Source organism: Neorhizobium sp. T25_27, from assembly GCF_002968565.1.
Lineage (GTDB): Bacteria > Pseudomonadota > Alphaproteobacteria > Rhizobiales > Rhizobiaceae > Neorhizobium > Neorhizobium tomejilense.
The window spans coordinates 91434-114924 of sequence record NZ_PVBJ01000015.1; the positions used below are offsets into that span (position 1 = coordinate 91434).

The 23491-nt window shown below is 61.7% G+C and carries 22 protein-coding genes and 1 pseudogene; 8 read left to right on the forward strand and 15 right to left on the reverse strand.

The window, feature by feature from the left end; all coding sequences use genetic code 11:
- Nucleotides 1-52 precede the first annotated feature (52 nt).
- Entirely contained in the window at nucleotides 53-943 is an 891-nt protein-coding gene (locus C5J24_RS29000; RefSeq protein ID WP_105422947.1) for a hypothetical protein, read from the forward strand.
- A gap of 192 nt (nucleotides 944-1135) precedes the next feature.
- Nucleotides 1136-1720: an N-acetyltransferase gene (locus C5J24_RS29005; protein ID WP_105422949.1), complete on the forward strand. Its 585-nt coding sequence runs from the start codon at nucleotides 1136-1138 to the stop codon at nucleotides 1718-1720.
- Nucleotides 1721-2092: 372 nt separating this feature from the next.
- Here the strand turns inward: C5J24_RS29005 and C5J24_RS29010 are convergent, their stop codons facing one another.
- The 11 genes from C5J24_RS29010 to C5J24_RS29060 all read right to left on the reverse strand — a co-directional run bounded on the left by C5J24_RS29010 (nucleotide 2093) and on the right by C5J24_RS29060 (nucleotide 12941).
- Complete coding sequence (locus tag C5J24_RS29010) at nucleotides 2093-2983, reverse strand: creatininase family protein (RefSeq protein ID WP_105422951.1); 891 nt, start codon at nucleotides 2981-2983, stop codon at nucleotides 2093-2095.
- A 58-nt stretch (nucleotides 2984-3041) separates the two neighbouring features.
- Nucleotides 3042-3422: a hypothetical protein gene (locus C5J24_RS29015; protein ID WP_105422953.1), complete on the reverse strand. Its 381-nt coding sequence runs from the start codon at nucleotides 3420-3422 to the stop codon at nucleotides 3042-3044.
- A gap of 47 nt (nucleotides 3423-3469) precedes the next feature.
- Complete coding sequence (locus tag C5J24_RS29020) at nucleotides 3470-4759, reverse strand: FAD-binding oxidoreductase (protein ID WP_172724180.1); 1290 nt, start codon at nucleotides 4757-4759, stop codon at nucleotides 3470-3472.
- A gap of 65 nt (nucleotides 4760-4824) precedes the next feature.
- Nucleotides 4825-5541, reverse strand: coding sequence for a GntR family transcriptional regulator (locus C5J24_RS29025; RefSeq protein WP_105404514.1), 717 nt, complete (start codon nucleotides 5539-5541; stop codon nucleotides 4825-4827).
- Nucleotides 5542-5672: 131 nt separating this feature from the next.
- Nucleotides 5673-7166 (reverse strand): amino acid ABC transporter permease/ATP-binding protein, encoded by a 1494-nt coding sequence (locus C5J24_RS29030; RefSeq protein WP_105422957.1) that lies wholly within the window; start codon nucleotides 7164-7166, stop codon nucleotides 5673-5675.
- A 4-nt stretch (nucleotides 7167-7170) separates the two neighbouring features.
- Nucleotides 7171-8268, reverse strand: coding sequence for a hypothetical protein (locus C5J24_RS29035; RefSeq protein ID WP_105422959.1), 1098 nt, complete (start codon nucleotides 8266-8268; stop codon nucleotides 7171-7173).
- A gap of 25 nt (nucleotides 8269-8293) precedes the next feature.
- The gene (locus tag C5J24_RS29040) at nucleotides 8294-9001 is read right to left on the reverse strand and encodes an amino acid ABC transporter permease (RefSeq protein WP_105422961.1); all 708 of its coding nucleotides are present in this window, start codon (nucleotides 8999-9001) and stop codon (nucleotides 8294-8296) included.
- 17 nt (nucleotides 9002-9018) lie between these two features.
- Complete coding sequence (locus C5J24_RS29045) at nucleotides 9019-9855, reverse strand: ABC transporter substrate-binding protein (protein ID WP_105422963.1); 837 nt, start codon at nucleotides 9853-9855, stop codon at nucleotides 9019-9021.
- A gap of 122 nt (nucleotides 9856-9977) precedes the next feature.
- Complete coding sequence (locus tag C5J24_RS29050; protein ID WP_105422965.1) at nucleotides 9978-10904, reverse strand: dihydrodipicolinate synthase family protein; 927 nt, start codon at nucleotides 10902-10904, stop codon at nucleotides 9978-9980.
- Between the two features lie 2 nt (nucleotides 10905-10906).
- Nucleotides 10907-12277: a dihydroorotase family protein gene (locus C5J24_RS29055; protein ID WP_105422967.1), complete on the reverse strand. Its 1371-nt coding sequence runs from the start codon at nucleotides 12275-12277 to the stop codon at nucleotides 10907-10909.
- Between the two features lie 4 nt (nucleotides 12278-12281).
- Nucleotides 12282-12941: an aspartate/glutamate racemase family protein gene (locus C5J24_RS29060; RefSeq protein ID WP_105404521.1), complete on the reverse strand. Its 660-nt coding sequence runs from the start codon at nucleotides 12939-12941 to the stop codon at nucleotides 12282-12284.
- Between the two features lie 273 nt (nucleotides 12942-13214).
- Here C5J24_RS29060 and C5J24_RS29065 point away from each other — a divergent pair.
- Nucleotides 13215-13523: pseudogene (locus C5J24_RS29065) on the forward strand (ATP-binding cassette domain-containing protein); the annotation flags it as partial.
- Nucleotides 13524-13559: 36 nt separating this feature from the next.
- On the opposite strand, the gene C5J24_RS29070 reads toward C5J24_RS29065, so the two are convergent.
- The 3 genes from C5J24_RS29070 to C5J24_RS29080 are packed head-to-tail and all read right to left on the reverse strand — an operon-like array spanning nucleotide 13560 to nucleotide 16282.
- Nucleotides 13560-14558 carry a LacI family DNA-binding transcriptional regulator gene (locus C5J24_RS29070; RefSeq protein ID WP_245441285.1) on the reverse strand — a complete coding sequence of 333 codons (999 nt, stop codon included), beginning with the start codon at nucleotides 14556-14558 and terminating at the stop codon, nucleotides 13560-13562.
- Between the two features lie 44 nt (nucleotides 14559-14602).
- On the reverse strand, nucleotides 14603-15592 hold the full coding sequence (locus C5J24_RS29075) for an ABC transporter permease (RefSeq protein WP_105422969.1): 990 nt from the start codon (nucleotides 15590-15592) through the stop codon (nucleotides 14603-14605).
- A 12-nt stretch (nucleotides 15593-15604) separates the two neighbouring features.
- Complete coding sequence (locus tag C5J24_RS29080) at nucleotides 15605-16282, reverse strand: ATP-binding cassette domain-containing protein (RefSeq protein ID WP_205412894.1); 678 nt, start codon at nucleotides 16280-16282, stop codon at nucleotides 15605-15607.
- Between the two features lie 219 nt (nucleotides 16283-16501).
- On the opposite strand from C5J24_RS29080, the gene C5J24_RS29085 reads away from it, so the two are divergent.
- The 5 genes from C5J24_RS29085 (at nucleotide 16502) to C5J24_RS29105 (ending at nucleotide 22208) form a co-directional block, all read left to right on the forward strand.
- Nucleotides 16502-17482 (forward strand): NAD(P)-dependent oxidoreductase, encoded by a 981-nt coding sequence (locus C5J24_RS29085; RefSeq protein WP_105422973.1) that lies wholly within the window; start codon nucleotides 16502-16504, stop codon nucleotides 17480-17482.
- A gap of 41 nt (nucleotides 17483-17523) precedes the next feature.
- A complete protein-coding gene (locus C5J24_RS29090) occupies nucleotides 17524-18516 on the forward strand; it encodes a substrate-binding domain-containing protein (RefSeq protein ID WP_046669331.1) in 993 nt (330 codons plus the stop codon).
- 145 nt (nucleotides 18517-18661) lie between these two features.
- Nucleotides 18662-19609 carry a sugar-binding protein gene (locus tag C5J24_RS29095; RefSeq protein ID WP_046669330.1) on the forward strand — a complete coding sequence of 316 codons (948 nt, stop codon included), beginning with the start codon at nucleotides 18662-18664 and terminating at the stop codon, nucleotides 19607-19609.
- Between the two features lie 82 nt (nucleotides 19610-19691).
- Nucleotides 19692-21197: a sugar ABC transporter ATP-binding protein gene (locus C5J24_RS29100; protein ID WP_105422975.1), complete on the forward strand. Its 1506-nt coding sequence runs from the start codon at nucleotides 19692-19694 to the stop codon at nucleotides 21195-21197.
- Between the two features lie 12 nt (nucleotides 21198-21209).
- Nucleotides 21210-22208 (forward strand): ABC transporter permease, encoded by a 999-nt coding sequence (locus C5J24_RS29105; RefSeq protein ID WP_105422977.1) that lies wholly within the window; start codon nucleotides 21210-21212, stop codon nucleotides 22206-22208.
- A gap of 495 nt (nucleotides 22209-22703) precedes the next feature.
- Here the strand turns inward: C5J24_RS29105 and C5J24_RS29110 are convergent.
- The coding region (locus C5J24_RS29110) for an AraC family transcriptional regulator (protein WP_105422998.1) at nucleotides 22704-23491 on the reverse strand (788 nt) is incomplete at its 5' end.

Below are 23491 nucleotides of genomic sequence, written 5' to 3' on the forward strand. Positions count from 1 at the left end.
TTTACTCCAAACCGGGAGCCGGTAACCTGACCGCGAGACTGGGAGGCAAGGCGTGGAGAACAATGAACTCGTTGCGGTGCGGCTTCTGGACCGACCCATCATCGTGCCCGCCATGTCGCCGCGGATCGGGACTAACATCAATGGACCGAGCCTGATCAGGGTCCCTTCTTGGGTAGAGCGCCCCCTTGGACGTTACTATCTCTATTTTGCCCATCATCGAGGAGATCATATCCGCCTTGCATATGCAGATCGTCTGACAGGCCCGTGGATCATCTACGAGGAGGGAACACTTCCGCTTTCGAAATCCGGTTTCACCCACCATTTGGCGTCCCCGGAGATCGTCATCGATCATCAACAGAAGCAATTCCGCATGTTTTTTCACGGCGGCGACGAGATCAAGAACCAGTTTACACGCTTGGCGATATCGCTCGATGGCATCCACTTCATAGCCCAACCTGACAATCTGATGAACCCGTATGCCCGGTTATTCACTCACGGTCCTTGGGTATACGCGATTGCGATGCCAGGGCAGATTTACCGGTCATCTGACGGAATCTCTGGATTTAGCGCTGGGCCTATGCTGTTCACGCGTCATATGCGCCATTCCGCAGTGTGGATAGAAGACAATATCCTTCACGTGGTCTATAGCAATCGAGGCGATGCTCCTGAATGCCTGCTGTACGCACAAGTGCGGCTCGACGGTGAGTGGTTGACATGGCGGGAAGGACCCTCAAGAATCTTACTTGGGCCAGAGCGGGATTGGGAAGGCGGACGACTTCCCATCGAACCATCAGTGATTGGTCCTGCGGATGAACCTGTTAGGCAACTTCGCGATCCAGCGGTCTACGAAGAAGATGGAAGGCGTTACCTGATCTATTCGGTCGCCGGCGAAGCTGGGCTTGCTCTGGCGGAAATCCATACCCGTAAGCTCGAACCAGAATGAAAACCTTAGCCTTGTTCTCCCGCAAGACCGGTACACGCAGTTGGCATTTCGGGGCTCCGCAGCATGTGGCTAACAGTTCAACGCGTTCTTAGCTAGCAGCAACCGGTATCGCTCCCACGCCGTCCGCGTTACGATGCGTAGCTAAGAACGGACCCGGTCGCTGCGTCGGACCACCTACGTCAGGAGGGCATTATGAAATCTCCAACAGTGAGAGTTATGGCCGCGGCCGAGGAAGATCTGGCGGTCGAAACGGTCATGCTGGCGTTTGCTGCGGATCCTATGGCGCGATGGACCTGGCCGCATGCACACCAGTACCTTGCGGCCATGCCGCGAATGATCCGGGCGTTCGGGAGCAGCGCATTCTCTAACGGAACTGCCTTTTGCACCGACGGTTATGCCGGGACGGCGCTGTGGCTATCGCCCGGGGTCCATTCCGACGAGGAAGGGCTTGGTGCGGTGCTCGAGAGCACGGTTGCGCGCTCTCTTACCCCCGAAACCACGGCCATATTCGAACAGATGGCCGCCTACCACCCGACCGACCCACATTGGTACCTGCCCCTGATCGGCGTCGACCCGGCGCATCAAGGCGAAGGTCACGGCGACGCCTTGATGGCGTACGCGCTCGCACGGTGCGATCAAGACCACGCGCCAGCCTATTTGGAGTCCTCTAACCCGCGTAACATTCCATTCTACCGACGCTACGGCTTCGAACCGCTCGGCGCGATCCAGGTCGGTTCGTCGCCGACGCTCGTCCCGATGCTGAGGCCGCCGCGTTGAGCTTCAGTTCGATCAGATAGTTTGTAAAGGCGCCGAGCGCGCGGCACAGCCGCGAAACGAAGATAGGACGAACCGGCGAGAACGTTCGCCGGCGGCGCCTAGTCGGGTTAATTGGCAATGTCCACTTTTAGAACTCGGACGATGTAGCTTTGACGACGGACATGAGGGCGCGAAGCCGCCGTTGCGCGTTCACCGTGATTGGCATCTGGCGCTGTGCCGGAGGAGCTTCTTCGGCCTTTACAAATATGCGAACCGCCGATTTCTTCCTCGGAAAGGATCTAACACGCTGAATTCATTGGTCAGATCGCCTACAAGGCTTGCATTTCTATAGTCGCTGTTCTGCGCTACCATAGCGGCTAGCCTTCGGCGAGGTCAGCTCCCTTGTTTTGCATTTGAGATCTCACGCGTAAGTCTCGGCGAGGCGGCGTCACGAGCGATTCCCAGCCGCAACGGTGTACGGGCGAATGCTTCCAAAAATGCTGCCAATCCCATAACCGTCGCTTCGAGGATCAAGGCCCCATTTTCCATGGTAGCCTTTGCCGGATCGCCGAAATAGCCGCAGTCGTCGGCCTGGAAGATCGGTGGCCAACCGGCCCCGAACGCGGTGATCGGATCGTCCGCGTGGCCCGGCGCGATCCAGGGCTGCACCAGGCGCGCCGGAAGCCCCTCGATCGCCGATCGGACCCGTTCGCGCGCCGCCGGAGAGGTCAATGCCATCGTCAGCGCCGCCTCCTGTTCGCAGGCATGGCCGGTGCGCGGCAGTGCGCCCTTCAGAAGGGGCAGCCAGTCCTTCTCGCCCGGTGCGAAATAATCGACCATGCCAACCGCATATCCGTCAGTCACCATCTGGGCGCAGAGCGAGCGCAACGGCGCCGAGTTGCCCCCATGGCCGTTGACGAAGACGACGCGCGGAAATCCGGAATCCAGGATTGACCGTGCGGTATCGGAAAGAACCGCCAGATAGGTTTCCAGCCGTAGGCTGATCGTGCCCGGATGGCTGAGGTGATGCGGCGAGAAGCCAACGGGAATAGCGGGCGCCACGACAATTTCCACCCTGGTTACGCGGCTTGCCGCGAGTTCGGAAACGGCGGCCGAAAGCAGCGTATCGGTCTCCACGGGAAGGAAGTCGCCGTGCTGCTCGATCGCGCCGGTCGGCACCACGACCAAAGCACCGGCATCCCGCTTCGCCGCCAGCTCCGCACGCGTCAATTCGGCCCATATGAATGAAGACGGCGCAAAATGCCTGGGTGCTATGCCTGTCATGTCCGGAACCCTCACGGCTGGATTAGCGGGCGGCGGCTTATCCCCGCCCGCACGGAGATTACATGTCACCCGCTTCTTTCGAAGGGTTGGCGCAGACGGCGATCACGAGGCCGGCCTCGCCGATGATGTGGCGGTAGCGGTAATTCACGGGCAGGTACATTGCATCGCCGGGCTTGAAGATGTGCTCCTCGCCGGTCTCCTCAACGATCTGCTTCGACCAGCCATGCAGGCAATAGAGGATCACCTCATGCACGCCATCGCCCTCCACCATGGTGTCGAAGTGCGGCATGTAAGTTGTGATGTGGAAGGAAATCGACGAGCCGTGCAGCTTCCTTGTGATCAGCCGGTGGCTGAACTCCTGGTCCGGATGCACCCAGGTCAGCGCGACCTCTTCCTGGCGAGACCACTTGATCTTGCCGCCAACCCTTTCTTCGCTCATGTCATGACTCCTTGATTGCAAAATTGGATTTCCAGATGTGTGCGGCTCTATCGGAACCGCGCTTCAAAAGCGTCCCGGACCTCCCAGATCGGCAGGATGAGATGCGGTCCAAGCCCGGATATGCGGCTGAAGGGAATCGGCCGCGGAGCGGTCAGCGGCAAGGTCAGGTCCGCGTCTGCCATCCGGCCGGCAAGCCAGGGACCAATTTCTCGTCCGAGAGCCGTCGTCAGCGCGACGCCGCGGCCGTTGCAGCCGATCACCGCGTCGATGCCGGGTTTGATGCGCATCATCCGCGGCAGGAAATCCAGCGTACCGGCAATGATCCCGGTCCATGAATATTGCACGCTGACTTCCGGGAGATCCGGAACCATGCGGCGAAGACGATTTGCAAAAAGCCTGCGGGCCAACGCCATTCGTCCAGGCAGCGGCGGCACCATACCCCCGGTCACCAGCCGTCCGTCAGGAGACCAGCGCAATGCGAAGGTATGACGGCGCGTATCGGCAATCGGGGCCATGTCAGGCAACACGGTCGCACGAAGAGCCCGGGGCAACGGCTGGGTCGCGATCTGGAAAACGCGGGCGGGAATGATCGACGCACGCAGCTCCGGCAACAGGTTGCCGATCAGCGCATTGGTGGCCATGAGCACGCGGCGGGCGCGAACCTCGCCACCCGCAGTCCGCACGCGCCAACCCTGCCCATCGGGTTCGATGCTCTTTACGGAACTGTCGCCGAACAGTCGCACGCCCGCCGATATGGCAGCGCGCGCGAGCCCGTGCGCATAGGCAAGCGGCGTTATCTGCCCGCCGGAAGCCACTCGTATTCCACCATGCAGCGACGGCAGCCCGGTGCGCTTGAGCATGGCATCGCGATCGAGCCATTCGGCATCGACGCCCGCCGAGAGCAGCCGCGGCATGCGACCGTGAAGCACTCCTTCCGCCGCACGCGAATGTGCCGGCTGCAACCAGCCGTTCTGCACAGCGTCGCAGTCGATCTCGTGGCGCTCGATCAGGTCGAACACCGCCTTGCCGGATTCGGCGACGAGCTTCAGCAAGCGTCCCGCATGATCGGTGCCGAGCGCCGCCACGACCTCGGCAGGGCCGAGCGACGTCTTGAGGCTTGGAACCACGAAGCCGGTATTGCGCCCGGATGCCCCGAAGCCGGGCTGATGACTCTCGAGCAGCACCACGTCGAGCCCCGCTTCGGCGGCGTGCAGGGCGGATGAAAGGCCAAGGAATCCCGCACCCACGACCACGACATCGGCGGTGATCGCGTCCGTCAGCTTTGCGCATTTGGGCGCGGCTGGCGTAACCGCCTCCCACAATGACCCGACTTCCATCTTCATTCCTGTTCATGCGGGACCTTGGCCCGCGCCTTCAAAATTTCGGTGCGGATCTCCCAGCGCTAGAGGTTGATCAGGTCGTACCCTCGCCCCGTTGCAAGCGCCTGGAACAGGCCCTGGCGGGTCTGCTCGTTGTGACGGATCATGATTTCCCGCGCCGCTGCCTGGTCACGGCGGGCCAGGGTTTCCACGATCTGGTGGTGGGAGACGTTGGTCTCGTTGTTCACATCCCGCAACTGGGCGCCGAGATAGAAGAAGCGTTCCAGCGCATCGATCTGATGGGTGAGCAGCTGGACGAGCCTTCCATTACCGGTCGCTTCCGCAATCGCCAGATGGAATTCGCGGTTGGACCTTATGAACGTAGCCAGACTGAGCTCCTCGCCCTGATTGTAGGTCGCATCGGCCAGGGAATTCAGGCGATCTATCTGCTCCGGCGTCAGCTTCGTACAGGCGAGTTCAGCCGCTCCCGCTTCCAGGATGGTTCGCACGTCGAACAGTTCGTCCATGTCCGCAAACGTGATCGGCGTGACCTGGTAGCCACGGCGCGGAAAGGACCTGACCAGTCCCTCCTGCCGCAAGGCGGCCAATGCCTCGCGGGCCGGCGTCTTGGATATGTCGAAGCGCTCCGCGACTTCGGCCTCGTTCAATTCCTGACCCGGCCGGATGACGCATGTCAGAATCTGGGTTCGCAGCGCATCATAGACCTGCTCGGTCAGCGAGGCCGGCTTTGCCGGCTGCACCACGCGCCGCCTCTTCCTGATTGGGGTTACCTCACCCATGCATTCTCCTATATGTAACTCGGCGTTTCGGCCTGCAATCCAGCGATTGTTCAAGCAGATATGCACGTCCAAGGCGCAACGGATAGACAGCGTTCCTTGCCAGCAAGCAATTCCACATGGCTTATCCCTGACTATTCGCGAGACAGAAAGGCACGAAAGTAATCAGGCGCTTCATCGTTGAAAGCCTGCTCGCGCGGCAGATCCATCAGAAGTCGCCCACGCTCCATGTAGACGATACGGTCGGCTATTCGTCGGGCAAAGCCGATCTCGTGGGTGACGATCACCATCGTCAAACCTTGTCCGGCCAAATCCGCCATCACGCCCAGGACGCCCCCGGTCGATTCCGGGTCCAGCGCGGAAGTGGGTTCGTCGAAAAGCAGGGCATCCGGCTTCATGGACAATGCCCGGGCAATAGCGACGCGCTGGCGCTGCCCGCCGGACAGTTCTACGGGATAAGAATGCACCTTGTCACCAAGACCGACCTTCTCGAGCAGCCCGTCCGCGGCCGCCAGTGCTTCCGCCTTCGCAATGCCGAGAAGCCTGCGCATGCCGAGAGCAACGTTCTGCCGCGCGGTCATCGTCGGAAACAGGGCAAAACTCTGGAACACCATGCCGATGCGCCGGCGGCGCTTGTCAAGCTCACGCTCCGGTCGCGGGATGTGGCGGGCCGCGTCGGCCCATGGCAGGCTTTCGCCATTCAGCAGTACGTCGCCGCTGTCCGCCGGCTCGATCCAGTTCAGCGCGCGCAGCAACGTGCTCTTGCCCGACCCCGACGGTCCGAGGACCACCACGACTTCGCCTCTGCCGACAGAAAGCGAGACATCGTCCAGTCCCTTGATCGGCCCAAAGCTGCGGGTGAGGTTGCGCGCCTCGAGCACCGGGTCGCGACGAGAAGGTGCATCTGGTCCCGGATCGCCTCGCACTACGGTGCGCTCGATGATCGGCGGCGGTGCGGATACGTGACTGGACGTCTTCAGCGCGACCGCCTTTTCGATCCGGTGCTGGATCAGCATCCAGATCGTCAGGATGACGAGATACCAGAGCGCAACGGCCATATAGACTTCAAGCGAACGGGTGGTCGATTGGGCGAGTTGCTGGGAGACGCGCAGGAGCTCGGCGAAGGAGATGGCAGCGAGCAGCGACGTGGCCTTGATCATGTAGCTGAAATTGTTTCCGAGCGGCGGTATGATTGCCCTTATTGCCTGCGGGAACACCACCTTGAGGAAGATCTGCCAGTGATGAAGTCCCAGCGCCAGGCCTGCCTCGCGTTGATCGCGGGAGACGGACATCAGGCCGCCGCGCACGATATCGGCCATGCGAGCCCCTTCGTTCAGGCCCAGTGACAGCAGGCCGGTCGCGACCAGGCTCAAGGGGACGCCCATCTGCGGCAGCGCAGAATAAAAGAACAGAATCTGCGCCAGGAGCGGCGTGCCCTTGAACACCCAGATGAAGCAGAGTGCCGGCCAGCGCAGCAGCTTGGGCGCCGCCAGCATGCCTGCCAGGACGAAGCCGAGGACCGTTCCAATCGTCTGAGCGACGACGGCAACCCAGATCGTCACCCAGGCCGCCTTCAGCAGCAGAGGCGACTGAACGATATCCAGGAATATGCCAGCGTCGAAACCCACGAAATCAGATCCTTCTCGTCACCGGCAGGTAACCGGGCTTCGCCTGGCGCGACGGATCCACCGCGTAGCGCGAAACGCCGCGCACGGTGCCGCCCGTAGGCAGATCCAGCGGCGACACGAGACCCGGCTCGGCCTCGGCTAGCGGCACGATCGTATTGGCCATGATATTGGCCGCGCCGAACAGCGACTGCATGGCAGGCTTGATTGACATTTTGACAGGCATGGCGCCATCGATCTCGATCCGGTCTTCTTCGACGAGATTGAATTTTTCCGGCTGGTAGTACATGGCAAGCGAGGTGCTGAGCACTTCCCCGCCTTGATGCAGCGCCCGGGCACGCTGGGTGATGCCGATCACGCGGCCGGGCGGCAGGATGCCGAGCGTCGGGTCGCCGCTGTCGACCTCGAAATCAGCCGTTTCCAGATCCCATGCCTCGGTAATCTCGTCGATCTCCAGATTGAGGGCATCTGCGATGCGGATCAGCGATTCCGGCGCACCCATGTGACCCTCGACGCGGCCATTTGCGATGCGGCGGTTGAATTCCTCGGGCGTCAGGCCGTATCCGACATGCTCGATATCCCCCGGCCCCGTGCCGGTGACATCGATGCAGCGATGGATGGTCAGGCGCTTTACGGCGCTGGTGCCGCGCGCCAGAACCAGCGGAAGCACATCGTAGGAAAAACCGGGATTGATGCCGGTGCCGGTGATCGACACACCGTTAGCCCGCGCCGCGCTGTCCAGCGCTTCAGCAAATTCGCCATAGCGAAGGCCGGGATAGAACATGGATTCGGCAGCCGACACCACATTGAGGCCTGCATTCAGGGCATCAAGCAGTTGCTCCTTGATAAGGTGAGGCTTTGACTCCGTCATATGCACCAGCACGTCCGGCTTCTCTGAAATTCCGGCGAGCGCCGAAGCGAGATCACCCACGATCTTTACGCTGCCGAAACGCTGGTAGCCCGTGACGTCGGCCAGCGTGCGGCCGATCTTCGCGGCATCGGCGTCCACGGCCGCGACGATCTCGACGCAAGGATAGTCGGCTTCGAGTACGCGCAGCAGTCGCCCGCCCATGGCGCCGACGCCGAACAGAACAGCGGTCTTCATTCAGTTTCTCCGGAATACGAGTGTCTCAACCTTTCGCCACCGGGGTCGCGGCGTTGGTCATGTTTCGTTTGACGCTGCCGGCTGCGGCGTAACGTTCGAGCTGGCTCTGCACGATGATCCAGGCGGAATACATCAGCAGGTACCAGAAGGCCGCGACCGCATAGAGTTCGACGACAGCATAGGTTTCGTTGATGGCGGTTCGCGTGACGCGCAGAAGCTCGCTGAAGGAAATGACCGAAAGAAGCGATGTGGTGCGCATCATCGAGGAAAATTCGTTGCCGAACGGCGGCAGGATCAACCGCACCGATTGCGGCAGGATCACGTGCAGCATGGCTCCGAGCCAGCTCATGCCCATGGCCCGGGCGGCCTGCATCTGGTCGGGGGGCACGCTCTGCAATGCACCGCGTATGATCTCGGACATGTAGGCGCCCGAATAGCAACCGAGGCCGATCAACCCCGCCTCCAGCACCCCGAGCCGGATGCCGAGCTGGGGCAAGCCGAAATAGAGAAGGAAAAGCTGGACCAACGGCGGCGTGCCACGCCAAAGCCAGACCCAGGTCCCTGAGAATATCCGCAAGACCCTGTGCCGCGACAGGGCACACAGCGCCAAAATCAACCCGATTACGGTTCCGATCGCCTGCGCCGCGATCGCGACCAGCAGGGTGACGCCAGCCACGGTGGCAAACCGTGGCTGGGCCAGATAATGCAGGAATGTCTCGACCGAGAACTGCATCGTCAACCTATATCAGATCACTGCGGGTTGAGGACGAAGGCATCGACCGGAGCCACGCCCCACTTCTCGACGATCTTGTTATAGGTGCCGTCCGCGCGCATCGCTTCGAGCGCCTTGACGATCATGTTCGCCAGCTCGGTATTGTCCTTCAGCGTCGTGATAGCAAGGCGGTTGGCCGCGTTGCCGGTGAACGCCATGTCGAAGGGCGCCTTGCTGGTGGAGATGTAATAGGCTGCCTGCGGGTCGTTCAGATAGGCCGCATCGACCTGCTTGGTCACGGCCGCCTGGATGGCTTCCGAGTTGGAATCGAAGGCGCGGATGTCGATCGCCTTCTTTCCGGCGGCGACCATGCGGTCGCTCTGCGCCTGGAGGTTCTTGTTGGTCGTGCCGCCGGCGGCGACCGAAACAACCTTGCCGGCCAGGCCATCGAAGCAGGCATTGTAGCTGGCCGGCATGCCGATCTTGCCTTCGCACGAAATGCCGCCCGGATTGCCCTTCGGCACCATCATGCCTTCGCCCCACTGGACGTAGGCGATCATGTTCATGATCTTCAGGCGGTCCGGGTTGATGAAGATCGCGGTGCAGAGGCTGTCGAAGCGCTTTGCCTGGAGGCCGGGGACCAGGCCGGGAAACGCAAGGTTGGTCCACTCGACTTCCTGCCCGAGGCGTTTTCCGATCTCACCGCACATGTCCACGTTGAGGCCGTCCTTCTGGCCATCGGTGCGGATGAACTGGTTCGGAGCCGCGGCGAAATCTGCGGCAAACGAGATCTTTCCCTTGGTGAGGGTCGGCTCCGCCAGCGCAGAGGTCGTCATCATGGCAAGGAAAGCAAGGCACAGTGTTTTTTTCATCATGTCATTCCCCTTTTTGTTGGTTCGATTTTACTTACTGATTTATTTCCACGTATTGCACGCCGCGCCAAACCCGCGGCTTGCACCCCGAACCGGCGCCTTGTGTCCGGTAAATCCGTAATCCATCAGCCCAGCTCCACGAGACGTTTTTCCTGCCGGCGAAGCAGCCGCTCCACTTCGGTCTGCGCCAGCGCATCCAGTTGCGCGCCGGGCTGGCGTTGCGCGGCCGAGGCTATGGCACCACGCTTGGCCAGCACGTATTTGCGAACCGCAAGCCCGACGCCGGGCTGCTGCTCGTAACGGACGAGCGGCAGGTAGGCATCGAAGAGGTCCTGAGCACGATCCATCTCGCCGCGACCCGCCAGATCAGTAACCTGCACCAGCATTTCCGGGAAACCGAAGCCGGTCATGGCGCCATCGGCGCCGCGCGCGACCTCTTCGGGGAGGAAAACGCCACCATTGCCGCAAAGCACAGAAATGCGCCGTCGACCCTTCTTTTCCGCATCGCGAAGCTTCGAGATTTTCGACAGGCCCGGCCAGTCTTCATGCTTGAGCATGACGATCTGCGGCAGGTCGTCGATCAAGCGCCCAAGCAGGTCGTCGCTGATCTGCACCGTCGTCGCCAGCGGGAAGCCCTGGAGGACGACCGGCACGTCCCTGCCCAGGAATCCACAGGCCTGGCGGTAGTAGTTCAGGATCTGCGCGTCCGTGCGCAAGTTCATCGGCGGCGCGATCATCACACCGGCAGCACCCTGTGCCATCGCCTCGTGGCTGACTTCGGCGAGAGCCGCAAGACCGGGCGACGAGACGCCGACCACGACCGGCTTGCCCTGCGCCCGTGCGATGACGCGCTGGATGACTTGTCGGGACTCGGCGCCCGTCAGCTTGGGTGCTTCGCCCATCATGCCGAGAACGGTCAGGCCATCGGCACCTGCCTCAAGGTAGAAGTCTGTCACGCGGTCGAGGCTATCCAGATCGAGCGATCCGTCATCCCGGAACGGAGTGGCCGAGATCACGAAGACGCCGCGCACCTTTTCGTCAAGACGTGCCATCGTCAGTCCTTTTCGGTCGCATACCAGCCCGCGGTGGCGCGCGGTACGAATTGTCCGCTGCCGGGGCTGTTGAGAATGTCCTTGCCGTCCCAGACGAGCTGCCCGCGCAGCCAGCTTGCCGCCACGCGGACCGTGAAGGTCTCGCCGTGGAAGGGGCTCCAGTTCAGGCCGTCATGAGAGGCCGTCTCGTCCCAGACGAACGAACCCTGTTCGAGTGCGACTAGGTCGGCATCGCGGCCGACGACGATCGCGCCCTTGCGGTCGTCGATGCCGAAGAAGCGGGCGGGACGCTCAGCCAGATATTCGGCACTGAGGCGCGCAGCGTCGAAGCCACGCGCTTCGGCAGCCGTGAAGAACGCCGGGAAGAGTGTCTCGAGGCCGGGAACGCCAGCACCTGCATCGAAGATCGAGTCGGTCAGCTTGTTGTCGATCGGCCAGCTCGAATGATCGGAGGAAACGAATGCCACGAGGTCGTCGGAAATCGACTGCCACAAGCCATCGATCGCAGCCGAACGGATGGGCGGGTTCACCTTCATCCGCGCTCCGAGCCGATCGCCGTCGCGCGCGGCATCCAGCCAGAGATAATGGACACAAAGCTCGCCTGTTGCCGCGGCACCAAGTCCGGCGACCGCTCCGGTCAGGCGAAAGCCAGCTTCCGTCGTCAGATGGACCGGATGGACATGCGCGCCGCTTGCAAGGCCGAGAGCCAGGAACTGGCCGGTCGCCGCCAGCTCGGCCGCCTCCGGCCGTGCTTGTGCATGCGCAACGATCCCGTTGCGGCCAGCCGCCTTCGCCTGCGCGATGCGAGCCATGACGATCTCCTGATCCTCGTTGTGCAGCCCGAGCGGAATGCGCGTCGAAGCCAGCGACTCCATCAGGTCGAGCGCGAGGTCCTCGCCGATCCGCGGGAAGCGCACGGGATTGCTCTCGAACGACGAGATTTTGAAGGCGACAACGCCGCCTTCGATCAGCGCCACCAAGTTGGCCGTGCCCGTCTCACGGGTCGCCGTTCCATAAAGCGCCATGTCGGCATGAGAATACGCTGCGATCGCTGCGACCTTGGCATCCAGACGCCCCGGCCGATCAAGCGGTTCCGGATTGTCATATGGCATGTCGACCAACGTGGTGACCCCTCCTGCGATCGCCGAGCGCGTGGTGTCGGCGATGCCGGGGAGGCCCTTGTAGCTTGTCGCATGGGTTTGGCCATCCACCACACCGGGGAGGATAAGCGCATTCCCACGGTCGTCGATGCGCGCGGCTGCAGGCGCCTCGCCCGTTCCGACAGCGGCTATGCGACCGCCGGAGATCGCGACCCAGCCGTTTTCCAGGATGCCATCCGGCACCACAACGCGACCCTTGACGACAAGCTCCATCGGATCATCCCCTAGCGAAATATTGGAGATCGAGCGCGTTGATCGCGGCCGCAACGGCCGCCTGAACGGGATCGACGACCGGCACGCCCAACTCCTGCTGCAGCACGGGACGATGACCGCCCATGCCGGCACAGCCGAGGATCACGACACCGGCACCATCCGTTTCCGCCATGACCTTGGCAGTGCGCGCGACCGACGCGCCGGCCAGGCTCAGGTCGTTCGCTTCCGCCACGGACATGTTGACAGCCCTGTCGGCTGCAAGACGCGCAGTCAGGCCCAGCCGTTCGATATGGGCCGCATGGCGAGCAACCGAAGAAGCTCCAAGCGAGACGACGCCGAAGCGCGGTGCGAGTTGCAGTGCAGCATAGTATGCAGCCTCCGCGATGCCGACCACCGGTCGGCTCGTCGCCGCTCGCGACGCAGCAACACCCGGATCAGAAAAGCAGGCTACGACGAAGGCATCCGCATCGCTTGCAGCGATCGCGTCGACGACCATAGGCGCGACAAGCGCCACATCCTCATCCGTCTCGATGCCGATCGGCGCATCGGGAAGGCGATCGCATACGATCGTGTGCGCCGTCACCGCCTGCAACGGCGCAATGCTCGATGCGATTGCCTCGGTCACCTTCGCCGAACTGTTCGGATTGAGAACAAGAATTTTCATCACAGCCCTATTCGATAATCACGGTGAGCCTCCAGTATCTCCTGTAATATGTCAATTGATATTTTTATAGCGCATTTTTCGAAGTTACCTGTATTTTCAGATCATTAACTGATCATGAATTCGGCATATGCCTCAAAATTCTGCCTACGCAGTCATCAAATACCTCACCTCGGACAGCACCTTCGGGGTACGGCTGCGGTTCAGGTGGCGTGAAGGCGTGCGCTTTGCCGCCAAGCATCCGAGGCTACGCCTCCCAATTCACGATGGTGGCTGGGGCAACAGCAGCGTGCTGCAATTGCCCGCGCACTCGCCCAGCGCCCGAAGGTTATGCTGTTTGACGAGCCGACGTCGGCGCTTGATCCGGAGCTGGTCGGAGAGGTCCTCAAGGTCATGCGATCGCTGGCCGAGGAGGGACGAACGATGCTGGTCGTCACCCATGAAATGGCGTTCGCCCGCGACGTCTCGAATAAAGTTGTTTTTCTTCACAAGGGAGCCGTGGAAGAAGAAGGCTCTCCCGCGGAGCTTTTTCAGTCTCCGAAGTCACCTAGGTTTCAGCAGTTTCTTGCAAGCGTCCGGCAGTAAAAGCATCCTCTAAATCGTGCTGTATCCCGCGATCGATTACACGGATTCACGCTCGACGAGGGCGCATTCGACCTTCAGCTGGTCATGGCTGCTTTTCAGGCCGCCGGCGATGTCGTGGATCATTTCCACCGCCATGGCGCCCATCTCGAACAGCGGCAGGTGCAGTGTCGTCAGCGGCGGACGGATGAACTGGGCGATGTCGCGATTGTCGAACCCGATCACGGAGACGTCCTTCGGGACGGACTTTCCCCGCTCCTTGAGCGCCTCGACGCACCCCAGCGCCATCAGATCGTTGGCGCAGAAGATGGCGTCGGGGGGATTGGGCAGATCCATCAGGAGATGGGTTTCGCTATAGCCTGATGACGGCTCCCAATTTCCATAGCGCACCAGTTGCGGGTCGAAGGTGAAGTCGTTGCTGGCCAGCGCCTGCTTGTAGCCACGCAACCGGTCACGCGGATTGTCGAGACCCTCCTGGCCGTTGATCAAGGCGACCCGGCTGCGGCCGGCACGGATCAGCCGCTCCGTGGCGGCGCGGCCACCGGCGACGTCTCCCGGCACGATGGAGGGCAGTCGCCTGTCCTGGTCGTAGCAATTGACCAGCACGGAAGGCACGGTGAACAGGGCCGCCGGCGGGTCGATCTTGCGGGTCAGGATGGTGCCGAAGATATAGCCCATCAAGGGCTGCTGCTGGCACAGCGAAAACACGTCCTCCTCGGGGTCCTCGCCCGCGCGAAAAATGCCGAGCGTGACGATGATGCCGAATTCGAGCGCCTTTTCCCGCGCGCCCTCGAAAGCGAGCGCCATCCAGGGATCGGTTGTCAGCTCGTCCGTGATGAAGCAGATGACCCTGTTGTCGGACAGGTCGCCCGACGGCGACCTGTTGGGGAGCCTGTAGCCGAGCTCCTGAACCGCATCCATCACCTTCTTGCGCGTGGCTTCGCTGAAGCGGGCGCCGGCACTGCCGTTGAGGATCAGGGAAACGGTTGCCTGTGACACACTTGCTCGCGCCGCGACATCCATCATGGTTGGTTTCAAGGCGTTCTCCATGTCGCTCGCCACAACACCGCAAAGTTTTCCACCTATCTCCGCATATTCCGGAATCGGTCGAATGCCACAGCAACGATTATGAACGTACCTATGAACATTCCTTGCCAGAAAGTCGAGATGCCCAACAGGATCAGGGAGTTGCGAATCACCTCTATCAACAATGCGCCAACCACCGCGCCAAGCGCATTGCCCTCCCCGCCCGCCAGATTGGCGCCGCCGATCACGGCGGCGGCAATCACGGTCAGTTCCATTCCCTGTCCGAGATTGGTCGTGACGCTTCCCAGCCAGCCGGCCATCAGGATGCCGGCCAGCCCGGCGGTCATGGCCGAGAACATATAGATGCTGACTTTCAGCCGCCGCACCGGAATGCCGGCCAGCACAGCTGCGTTCTCGTTGCCGCCGATGGCGAAAAGATGCTGGCCCCACCTCGTCCAGCGAAACACCAGCGACATGACCACGGCCAGCACGCACAGCACATATAATGGATGGGGAAGCCCGAGTGTCGAGCCGCCGCCGATCCACAGCAGCAGGTCGTGATCGGGACCGAATTCCCAGATCATCTTGTTGTCCGAAAGCACCATCGCCAGGGACCGGGCGGCCGACAGGCTCCCGAGCGTCACGACAAAGGCCGGCATGCCGGCATAGGCGATCAGGATGCCGTTGAACAGGCCGACCAGCAGGGCGGCACCCAACGCAAGAGCGGCAGACAGCCAGAAACCCATGCCGCTGGCCATAGCCACACTTATCACCATGGCGCTCAGCACCACGCTCGAGCCGACGGACAGGTCGATGCCGCCCGATGCGATCACGGCCGTCATGCCGATGGCAATGATCGCCACGAAGGCGAAGTTTCGGGCGACATTGAAGAGATTGCGGTCGCTGGTGAACGCATCAGTCATCAGCGACAGGGCCAGGCATGCCAGCACGGCCGCTATGAAGACCCAGAAGACCTGCAGGTTCTTCAGCCGGGCAAACCAGCTGTCGTGCCGGGAATTGTTGATGATCTCGTCGAGTGTCGTCATGGCGATTTTCTCCTAAGCGGCATCGATGGCGCCGGTGATCAGTCCGGTCACTTCCTCGGGCGATGAGGCGCCCACCGGTTTGCGGCAAACCAAGCGCCCGCGGCGCAGGACGGCAATATTGTCGGACACGCTGAAAATGTCCGGCATCCGGTGGCTGATCAGGATCACGCTGATGCCGCGGTCGCGCAGGCGGCGGATCAGGTCGAGCACTTCGGCCACCTGGCGTACTGAGATGGCCGCCGTCGGTTCGTCCATCATCACGATCTTCGGTTCCGACAGCAGCGTGCGGGCGATCGCGACCGCCTGGCGCTGCCCCCCGGACATGCGCCGCACGAGCTGCCGCGGGCGGGTTTCGGACTTGAGCTGCTTGAACAGGTCGGCAGAGACCGTGTTCATCCGCTTGTAATCGATGTATCGGATCGGTCCGAACCGGCGCAGCGGCTCCCTGCCCAGGAAGACGTTTGAGGCGGCCGAGAGATTGTCGGCGAGCGCGAGGTCCTGGTAGACCATCGCCACCCCCTCGCGCTGCGCATCGATCGGCTTGTGAAAGACGACGGAAATTCCATCGATGCTGATTTCGCCGGTAGACGGGCGGAAATTGCCGGCGATGATCTTGGCCAGCGTGGACTTGCCCGCGCCGTTGTCACCCATCAGTCCCAGCACTTCTCCCGGTTCGATGGACAGCGACACGTCGCTGAGTGCCTGGATCGCCCCAAAGTTTTTCGAAATTCCTGAAAAGACAAGTCGCGACACGTGGTTCTCCCTCCCCGCGATGGTTTCCTGGCGCGCCGGCAGGCCGCTCTTTGCCCGCCGGCGTTCCCGTTTTGCGCATTTAATAACTAATTACTTGACTTAATATTATTAGTAAACAAAATCCCTCATGCAAAAAATGTTGCAGGGGAGTGCGACATGAAACTGCTGGTTACAGGCGGCACGGGGAAGGTAGGGCAGGCTTTCCTGCCGGCGTTCCTGTCTGATCTCCGTTTCGCGGATTGGGAGGTGGTGGCGCTTTGCAACAACAGGACCGTCATGCCTGCAGACCGCCTGTCCGTCGTTGCGGGTTCCATGTCGGATCCCGCCGTGGTCGCCGGGGCCCTGCAGGGCGTGAGCCATGTGATCCACATGGCCGCCGTCAAGGAAACGCCGGAACAGATCTTCGATGTCGCGCTGAAGGGCCTTTTCCTGTTGCTCGACGCGTTCCGCAAATCCGATACCGCCCGGCAGTTCATCCTTCTCAGCGGCGATTGCACCGTGGGCCATATCTTCCAGCGCTACGATGAGCCCATCACGGAAACGTCGGCGCGCCGTGCCTACAAGGGCTGCTATGCCCTGACCAAGACCCTGGAGGAGGTGATGCTGGAACAGTTCGGCATCCAGTATGGGGTGAATTGGACGACCCTGCGGGCGCCCTGGATCATGGAAAAGGATGACTTCCGCTTCGCGCTTGCCTTGGGCGACGACCAATTCGGCGGCCCAAGCTGGGCGGAACTGATCGACGCAGATGCGCTCGAACAGTGCCGCAAGGGCGGCTATGCGCCCGTCATGCGCGACGCGAGGGGCGGCTACCTCAGGCGCAATTTCGTCCATGTCGACGATCTGGTCGGCGCGATCCTGGCTGCTATCGACAACCCGCGCACCACCGGCCAGCTTTTCAACATTTCAATGGACCAGCCAGTGGATTACGGCGATCTCGGCGCCCGTTTGGCGGCGCGGCATGGATTACGGCCGATCGAGATCGACACCCCGTTTCACAGCAACTGGCTCGATAATTCCAAAGCAAGAATGCTGCTTGGCTGGGCACCGCAGGTCGATCTCGAGCAGATGATCGATCGCGCATGGCGCTACGAGCGCGCGGACAACGACCCGCGCATTGTCTGGTATCCCGGCTGAGGCATGAAGCCTCGATCGGTGTAAGAGGAGGAGGAAAGAAAATGAAAATCAATATATTGGCAATGGCGGCCATGGCAGTTGCGGCGCTTGCTGCGGCGCCGGCCGCAGCGCAAGGCAAAAAGACCTTGGCAATCGTCGTCAAGGGTCTCGACAATCCGTTCTTCGAGCAGATCAATCTCGGCTGCAAGAAGTGGAAGTCGGAGAATGCGAGTAGCGAATATGAATGCCTCTATACCGGTCCGGCCTCATCGGCGGACGAGGCCGGCGAGGTCCAGATCGTCGATGACCTGCTGACGAAAGGCGTTGCGGCCATCGCCATTTCGCCCTCGAACGCGCCGGCCATGGCGACCCGCATCAAGGCCATCGCCCCGTCCGTTCCGGTCATGACTGTCGATGCGGACTTTCTCGAGAAGGACCATGCTCTGCGCAAGACCTATCTGGGCACCGACAACTACCTGATGGGCGTGAAGATGGCCGAGCAGACCATGAAGCTGAAGCCGAAGGGCGGGTCGGTCTGCCTGCAACTCGGCAACGTGGCCGCCGCCAATATCAATGCCCGCGCCCAGGGCTTCCGCGACACCATCGGCGGCGCCAAGAACATCGATCGCCTGACCGGACAGGGCGGTTGGAAGGAAATCGGAGGGTGCCCGGTTTACACCAATGACCAGGCAGACCTTGCTAACCAGCAGATGTCGGATGTGTTCACTGCAAATCCCACACTGGACGCCTTCATCCTTGTCGGCGGCTGGGCGCAGTTTGCCCCGCAGGCCTATGCGCAGGTCACGGACCAGGTGATGCCCAAGCTCAAGAGCAAGGAGTTGATCATCATCGCCGGCGATACGCTGCCACCGCAGACCAAGGCCTTCCGCGAAGGTCGCAGCCATTCGCAGGTCGGCCAGCGCCCCTTCGAGATGGGCTACAAGGCGCCTGACGTCATGATCAAGCTGATCAAGGGCGAGAAAGTGGCCGATCCGCTGTTTACCGGCCTTGACGTCTGCAACCTCGACGATCCGGGTTTCTGCGCCAAGAACTAGTGCGTATCCCTGCCAGTAAGGTGCCGGTTGGTCTCCCGGCCCCTTTGGCGGGATGCGAGTTATTAGTAATAATATTACCTGGCCACCAGATGTGAAACCGTGTTTAGCGCGACCTTTGAGGAATGGGGTCGCGGGGAGGAACAACATGAAACGTCTCAATTCGCTCATGCTTGCCGCAGGCCTGGTGCTTGCCGCCAGTCCGTCACTTGCCGAGGACAAGCCGGCGCTCGCCTTTGTCGTCAACGCCGCGTCCGATTTCTGGAAACTGGCTGAGGCTGGCGTGAAGGCGGCCCAGGCTGAATTGCCGGGTTACGACCTGCAGTTCCGTTACCCGGCCCAGGGCACTGCCGCCCTGCAGAATGCCCTGATGGACGACCTGGTCGCCGCCGGCGCGGATGCGATCATGATCTCGTCGGCCGATCCGAAAAACTCGATCGGCGCCTTCAACAGGATCGCGGCCCAGGTGCCGCTGTTCACCACCGATAGCGATGCGCCCGCCAGCAAGCGCATCGCCTATCTCGGTTCGTCCAATACGGATGCTGGGGTCCAAGCCGGCGAGATCGCCCGGGCGGCCATGCCCAAGGGCGGAAAATGCATGGGCTTCGTCGGCTTCCTGGGGGCCGACAATGCCGTCGAACGGATCGCGGGCTTCCGCAAGGCGGTTAAGGGATCCGGCATAGAGTTGGTCGATGTGCGTGGCGACGATGTCGATTTCGCCCGAGCCCGGTCGAATGTCGATGACGTGCTGGCCGCCAACCCTGACATCACCTGCATGGTCGGCTTCTATTCCTATAATCCGCCCAAGATCTACGAAGCGCTGCAGGCGGCCGGTAAGCTGGGAAAAATCCAGGTCATCGCCTTCGACGAAGATCCCGTCACGCTCGGCGCGGTGAGGGAAGGCAAATTCGCCGGAACGGTGGTCCAGGACCCCTACCAATGGGGATACCAGGGCATGAAGCTGATGGCCGCCTACCTGAAGGGCGACAAGTCGCAGGTACCGGCAAACGGCCTGATCATCGTGCCGACCAAGAAGATCGACAAGGGCAATGTCGATGCCTTCGCCGCCGAGTTGAAGGCGCGCGTGGGGAAATAGAAGTCGTCTCCAAAACGGTCCTGCTGCACGAACTTCCGTGGTTCGTGCAGCACCTATCCGTCCCTGCCATCCGGGAGTTTCGATGACGGCCTATCGGCAAAAGGACATATCGCTCGACCTTCTGGGGATTACCAAGGTCTATCCGGGAGCAATCGCCCTCAACAATGTCTCGCTGAGCATTCGCGGCGGCGAAGTGGTCGGCCTGGTTGGAGAAAACGGTGCGGGAAAATCCACGCTGATGAAAGTGCTAAGTGGCGCAATCGCACCTGACGAGGGCCACATCGTCATCGATGGCGAGGAAGTGACATCGCTGACATCGGCGCGCGTGCATGAGCGCGGCATCGCCCTTGTCCACCAGGAACTCAATCCGTTTTCCAATCTCGATGTGACGGCAAACGTGCTTCTGGGGCGCGAGATCAGGCGCGGGATGTTCGGCTTTCTCGACCAGGCCGCCATGGAGCGCAAGGTCGGGCCGATCCTCGCCAGGTTGGATACTCGTTTCGGTCCGAATGACGCTGTCTCCGGCCTGTCCCTGGCCGACCAGCAATTGCTTGAAATCGCCCGTGCGCTTTCGATCGATCCGCGCCTGCTCATTCTCGACGAACCCACGTCCAGCCTGACCCTGTCCGAGACCAAGCGTCTTCTTGACGTCATCAGGCAGTTGAGCGCCGCGGGCGTGGCGGTGCTGTTCATCACCCACCGCCTGGCTGAAGTCGAGGAGGTGGCGAGCCGCGTCGTGGTGCTGCGTGACGGCCGCAATGCCGGAACCCTCGGTTGCGGCGAGATCACCAAGGACGCCATGATCCGGTTGATGATCGGCCGCGATGTCGGCCAGTTCTATGAAAAGGCAGAGCATGACACCGGCAGGCCGGTCCTGGAATTGAAGGGACTGCGCACAAAGGCCTACCCGCAGCATCCGCTCGACCTTTGCCTGCGCGCCGGCGAGATCCTGTGCCTGACGGGCCTGGTCGGCGCGGGGCGTACGGAGCTTGCCCGCGCGCTTTTTGGCATAGACCGCATCGAAGGGGGCGTGCTGGAGATCAAGGGCCAGCGGCTCGTCGGCCACTGCGTTCCAGCCGCCATCGCCGCCGGCCTCTGCCTGGTGCCGGAGGATCGCAAGACGGAAGGCCTTTTTCTCGATTTCTCGATCACCGAGAACATCGCCATGCCGAGCCATGCCGCGCTGTCGCGACTAGGATTTGTCGATATGGGCGCCGAGACCGCCCTGGCTGAGGCATCGCGGCGCAAGCTGAACATCAAGACGGCAGGCCTCGGTCGCGCGGCGGCAGAAATGTCCGGTGGCAACCAGCAGAAGGTGGTCTTGGCCAAATGGCTGGCAATGAAGCCCAGGATCATCATTCTGGACGAGCCCACACGCGGTATCGATGTCGGCGCTAAGGCGGAAGTCTACCGCCTGATGCAGGCGCTCGCCGCCGACGGCGTAGCGCTGCTGATGATCTCGTCGGACATGGAAGAGGTGATCGGGATATCCGACCGGGTCGCCGTCATGTGCCGCGGTCGCATCGCCGGTATGCTCGCGCGCGATCAACTGACCGAGGAGACCATTCTCCAACTGGCCGTGGAATAGGGACTCCGTAGCATGCATAAAAAAGATATCGGATTAGCCACGCTTGTGATGACCGTCGGAGCAATCGTTGCCATGATGAATCCACGGTTCCTGTCGCCGATCAACCTGGCCAACACGGCAAACCTGATCGGCCTCTTCGGGCTGTTCTCCATTGCCGAGGCCTTCGTCATCGTCACGGCGGGCATCGAACTGTCCATCGGCTCGGTGATCGCGTTGATTGGCGTCATTTTTGTCGATCTAATCGCCAGCTTCGGCGTTCCTTGGCCAGTCGCACTTGCAATCGTGCTGGTGCTGTCAGTCACCATCGGCCTTCTGCACGGCTGGCTGATAACCCGCCTCAAGCTTCAGCCTTTCGTCGTCACGCTCTGCGGGCTTTTGATCTATCGCGGCATTGCGCGCTTCTACACCAGGGATGGCACGGCCGGCTTCACCTTCGGGTCCGACTTTCCGATGCTGGAATATCTGATCGCGGGCCGCACAGCCGGCGTGCCCCATTCCGTCGTCGCGTTCCTGCTGGTAGCTGTTGCCGCCTGGTTTCTCCTGCACCGGACCGTGCTCGGCCGGCATCTTTTTGCCGTCGGCAAAAATCCCGAGGCGGCGAGTTTTTCAGGTATCGACACCACCAGGGTCATCATCCAGGCCTATGTGCTTTGCGCTTTCCTGACGGGCATTTCGGCGGTGTTTTTCGCCATGTATACCCGCTCCGTCCAGCCTTCCTCCCATGGCAATTTTTACGAGCTGTACGGCATAGCCGCTGCGGTCCTCGGTGGCTTCTCTTTGCGGGGCGGCGAGGGATCGATCATCGGCGTGGTGCTGGGCGTGATCCTGCTTCAGGTCCTGCAAAACCTCGTCAATCTCCTGGGCATCCCCTCTTCCCTGAATTTCGCCGTCATGGGCAGCGTCATCCTTGCCGGCGTGATCGCCGACACGCAGTTTTCCCGCTACCGCGACGCCCGCAGGCAGGCCATTGCCATGGCCGCCTTGGAAGACGGTGGCAAGCCTCAATCGTGAGCTGAAAGCTTCCGGCTGAGGCTACGATCGCAGGGGCGTGACGGCTTCCGGCCCCTCTCCAGTCAATCGTCGGGACCCCAACGAGTAGCCTTTCCCGCCCTTATTTTGCCATCTGTTGCTCTTGAAGGGATCTGAACCAACGGCCCCACGACATAGATAATTGAATTTGTCGGGCGGCGTTTGCCATGCGAACTGGGGCGCCGGGCTTAGAACGCACAAAGCCCCACGAGGGGGCTTTATTGGGATCGCAGGGAAGATTTGGTTGCGGGGGCCTGATGGCATGGAGACTTGTAAATTCTCCGCCTCAAGTCGGTCCGCTTACCCCAGAAGCGGCCATTATGTACAATAGTCTCGCCGGCCGAAAGGGGGCCGAAAGGGGGCCGGCAGCTTATGGCATCAGGAAAAACGATAGCGCGCCCTTTCGAACGCGTTCTCGTCGGTCACCCTCAGAATATTTTAATAAACGTCACGACGCCGACTTCTCTCAAGCTGAACTTAAGCTACCACTGCCAAGCCCGGCGAAGCGCGCAAGCGGGCTATGTCGCGCGCCGGCGGTTCTCCAAAGTGGCGGCGATATTCGCGAGTGAACTGCGACGGGCTTTCGTAACCCACTTGGAAGGCGGCGGTCGTGACGTCGATGTTCTGGACCAGCATCAGGCTGCGCGCGTCCTGCAGCCTGAGCTGCTTCTGGAATTGCAGCGGCGTCATCGCCGTCACGGCGCGAAAATGCTCGTGCAGGCTCGACGGGCTCATGCCGACTTCCGTGGCAAGCCGCTCGATGCTGAACCTTTCCCGGAAGTTCTTGCCGATCCAGGCGATGGCGCGGCCGACCTGGGCCACTGGACCTTGGCCGGAAGTGATGTGGCGCATCCTGGCGCCGTCCGGGCCGGCGAGCAGGTGATAGAGTATTTCCTGCTCGGCAAGCGGCCCGAGCACGGGCAGCGCTACCGGATCGTCGAGCAAGCGCACCAGGCGTAGCGTTGCGTCGAGCAGAGCGGCACCGGCGTCGGACACCGTCTTGCCTATCGGCCGAGATGGCGCTCCCGGCGGGGGCGGCACGCGCAACGCCAAGTCCCCCAGCATGACCGGATCGAAATCGAGGTACAGGCAGAGATAGGGCTTGTCAGGCGTCGCCTCGACCACATGGCCTATGACGGGCAGATCGTAGGTCACGACGCCATAGCGCCCTGGCGTATATCTGAACACATGGTCGCCCAGCGTGACCTCCTTGCGCCCCTGCGCGACGAGGCATAGTTGCGGCCGATAAACATTCGGCATCGGCA

Coding starts and splice junctions, on each gene's coding strand:
- C5J24_RS29005 (WP_105422949.1), top strand. CDS start 1,136: ATGAAATCTCCAACAGTGAGAGTTATGGCCGCGGCCGAGGAAGATCTG.
- C5J24_RS29010 (WP_105422951.1), bottom strand. CDS start 2,983: ATGACAGGCATAGCACCCAGGCATTTTGCGCCGTCTTCATTCATATGG.
- C5J24_RS29015 (WP_105422953.1), bottom strand. CDS start 3,422: ATGAGCGAAGAAAGGGTTGGCGGCAAGATCAAGTGGTCTCGCCAGGAA.
- C5J24_RS29020 (WP_172724180.1), bottom strand. CDS start 4,759: ATGGAAGTCGGGTCATTGTGGGAGGCGGTTACGCCAGCCGCGCCCAAA.
- C5J24_RS29025 (WP_105404514.1), bottom strand. CDS start 5,541: ATGGGTGAGGTAACCCCAATCAGGAAGAGGCGGCGCGTGGTGCAGCCG.
- C5J24_RS29035 (WP_105422959.1), bottom strand. CDS start 8,268: ATGAAGACCGCTGTTCTGTTCGGCGTCGGCGCCATGGGCGGGCGACTG.
- C5J24_RS29040 (WP_105422961.1), bottom strand. CDS start 9,001: ATGCAGTTCTCGGTCGAGACATTCCTGCATTATCTGGCCCAGCCACGG.
- C5J24_RS29045 (WP_105422963.1), bottom strand. CDS start 9,855: ATGATGAAAAAAACACTGTGCCTTGCTTTCCTTGCCATGATGACGACC.
- C5J24_RS29050 (WP_105422965.1), bottom strand. CDS start 10,904: ATGGCACGTCTTGACGAAAAGGTGCGCGGCGTCTTCGTGATCTCGGCC.
- C5J24_RS29055 (WP_105422967.1), bottom strand. CDS start 12,277: ATGGAGCTTGTCGTCAAGGGTCGCGTTGTGGTGCCGGATGGCATCCTG.
- C5J24_RS29060 (WP_105404521.1), bottom strand. CDS start 12,941: ATGAAAATTCTTGTTCTCAATCCGAACAGTTCGGCGAAGGTGACCGAG.
- C5J24_RS29075 (WP_105422969.1), bottom strand. CDS start 15,592: ATGACGACACTCGACGAGATCATCAACAATTCCCGGCACGACAGCTGG.
- C5J24_RS29085 (WP_105422973.1), top strand. CDS start 16,502: ATGAAACTGCTGGTTACAGGCGGCACGGGGAAGGTAGGGCAGGCTTTC.
- C5J24_RS29090 (WP_046669331.1), top strand. CDS start 17,524: ATGAAAATCAATATATTGGCAATGGCGGCCATGGCAGTTGCGGCGCTT.
- C5J24_RS29095 (WP_046669330.1), top strand. CDS start 18,662: ATGAAACGTCTCAATTCGCTCATGCTTGCCGCAGGCCTGGTGCTTGCC.
- C5J24_RS29100 (WP_105422975.1), top strand. CDS start 19,692: ATGACGGCCTATCGGCAAAAGGACATATCGCTCGACCTTCTGGGGATT.
- C5J24_RS29105 (WP_105422977.1), top strand. CDS start 21,210: ATGCATAAAAAAGATATCGGATTAGCCACGCTTGTGATGACCGTCGGA.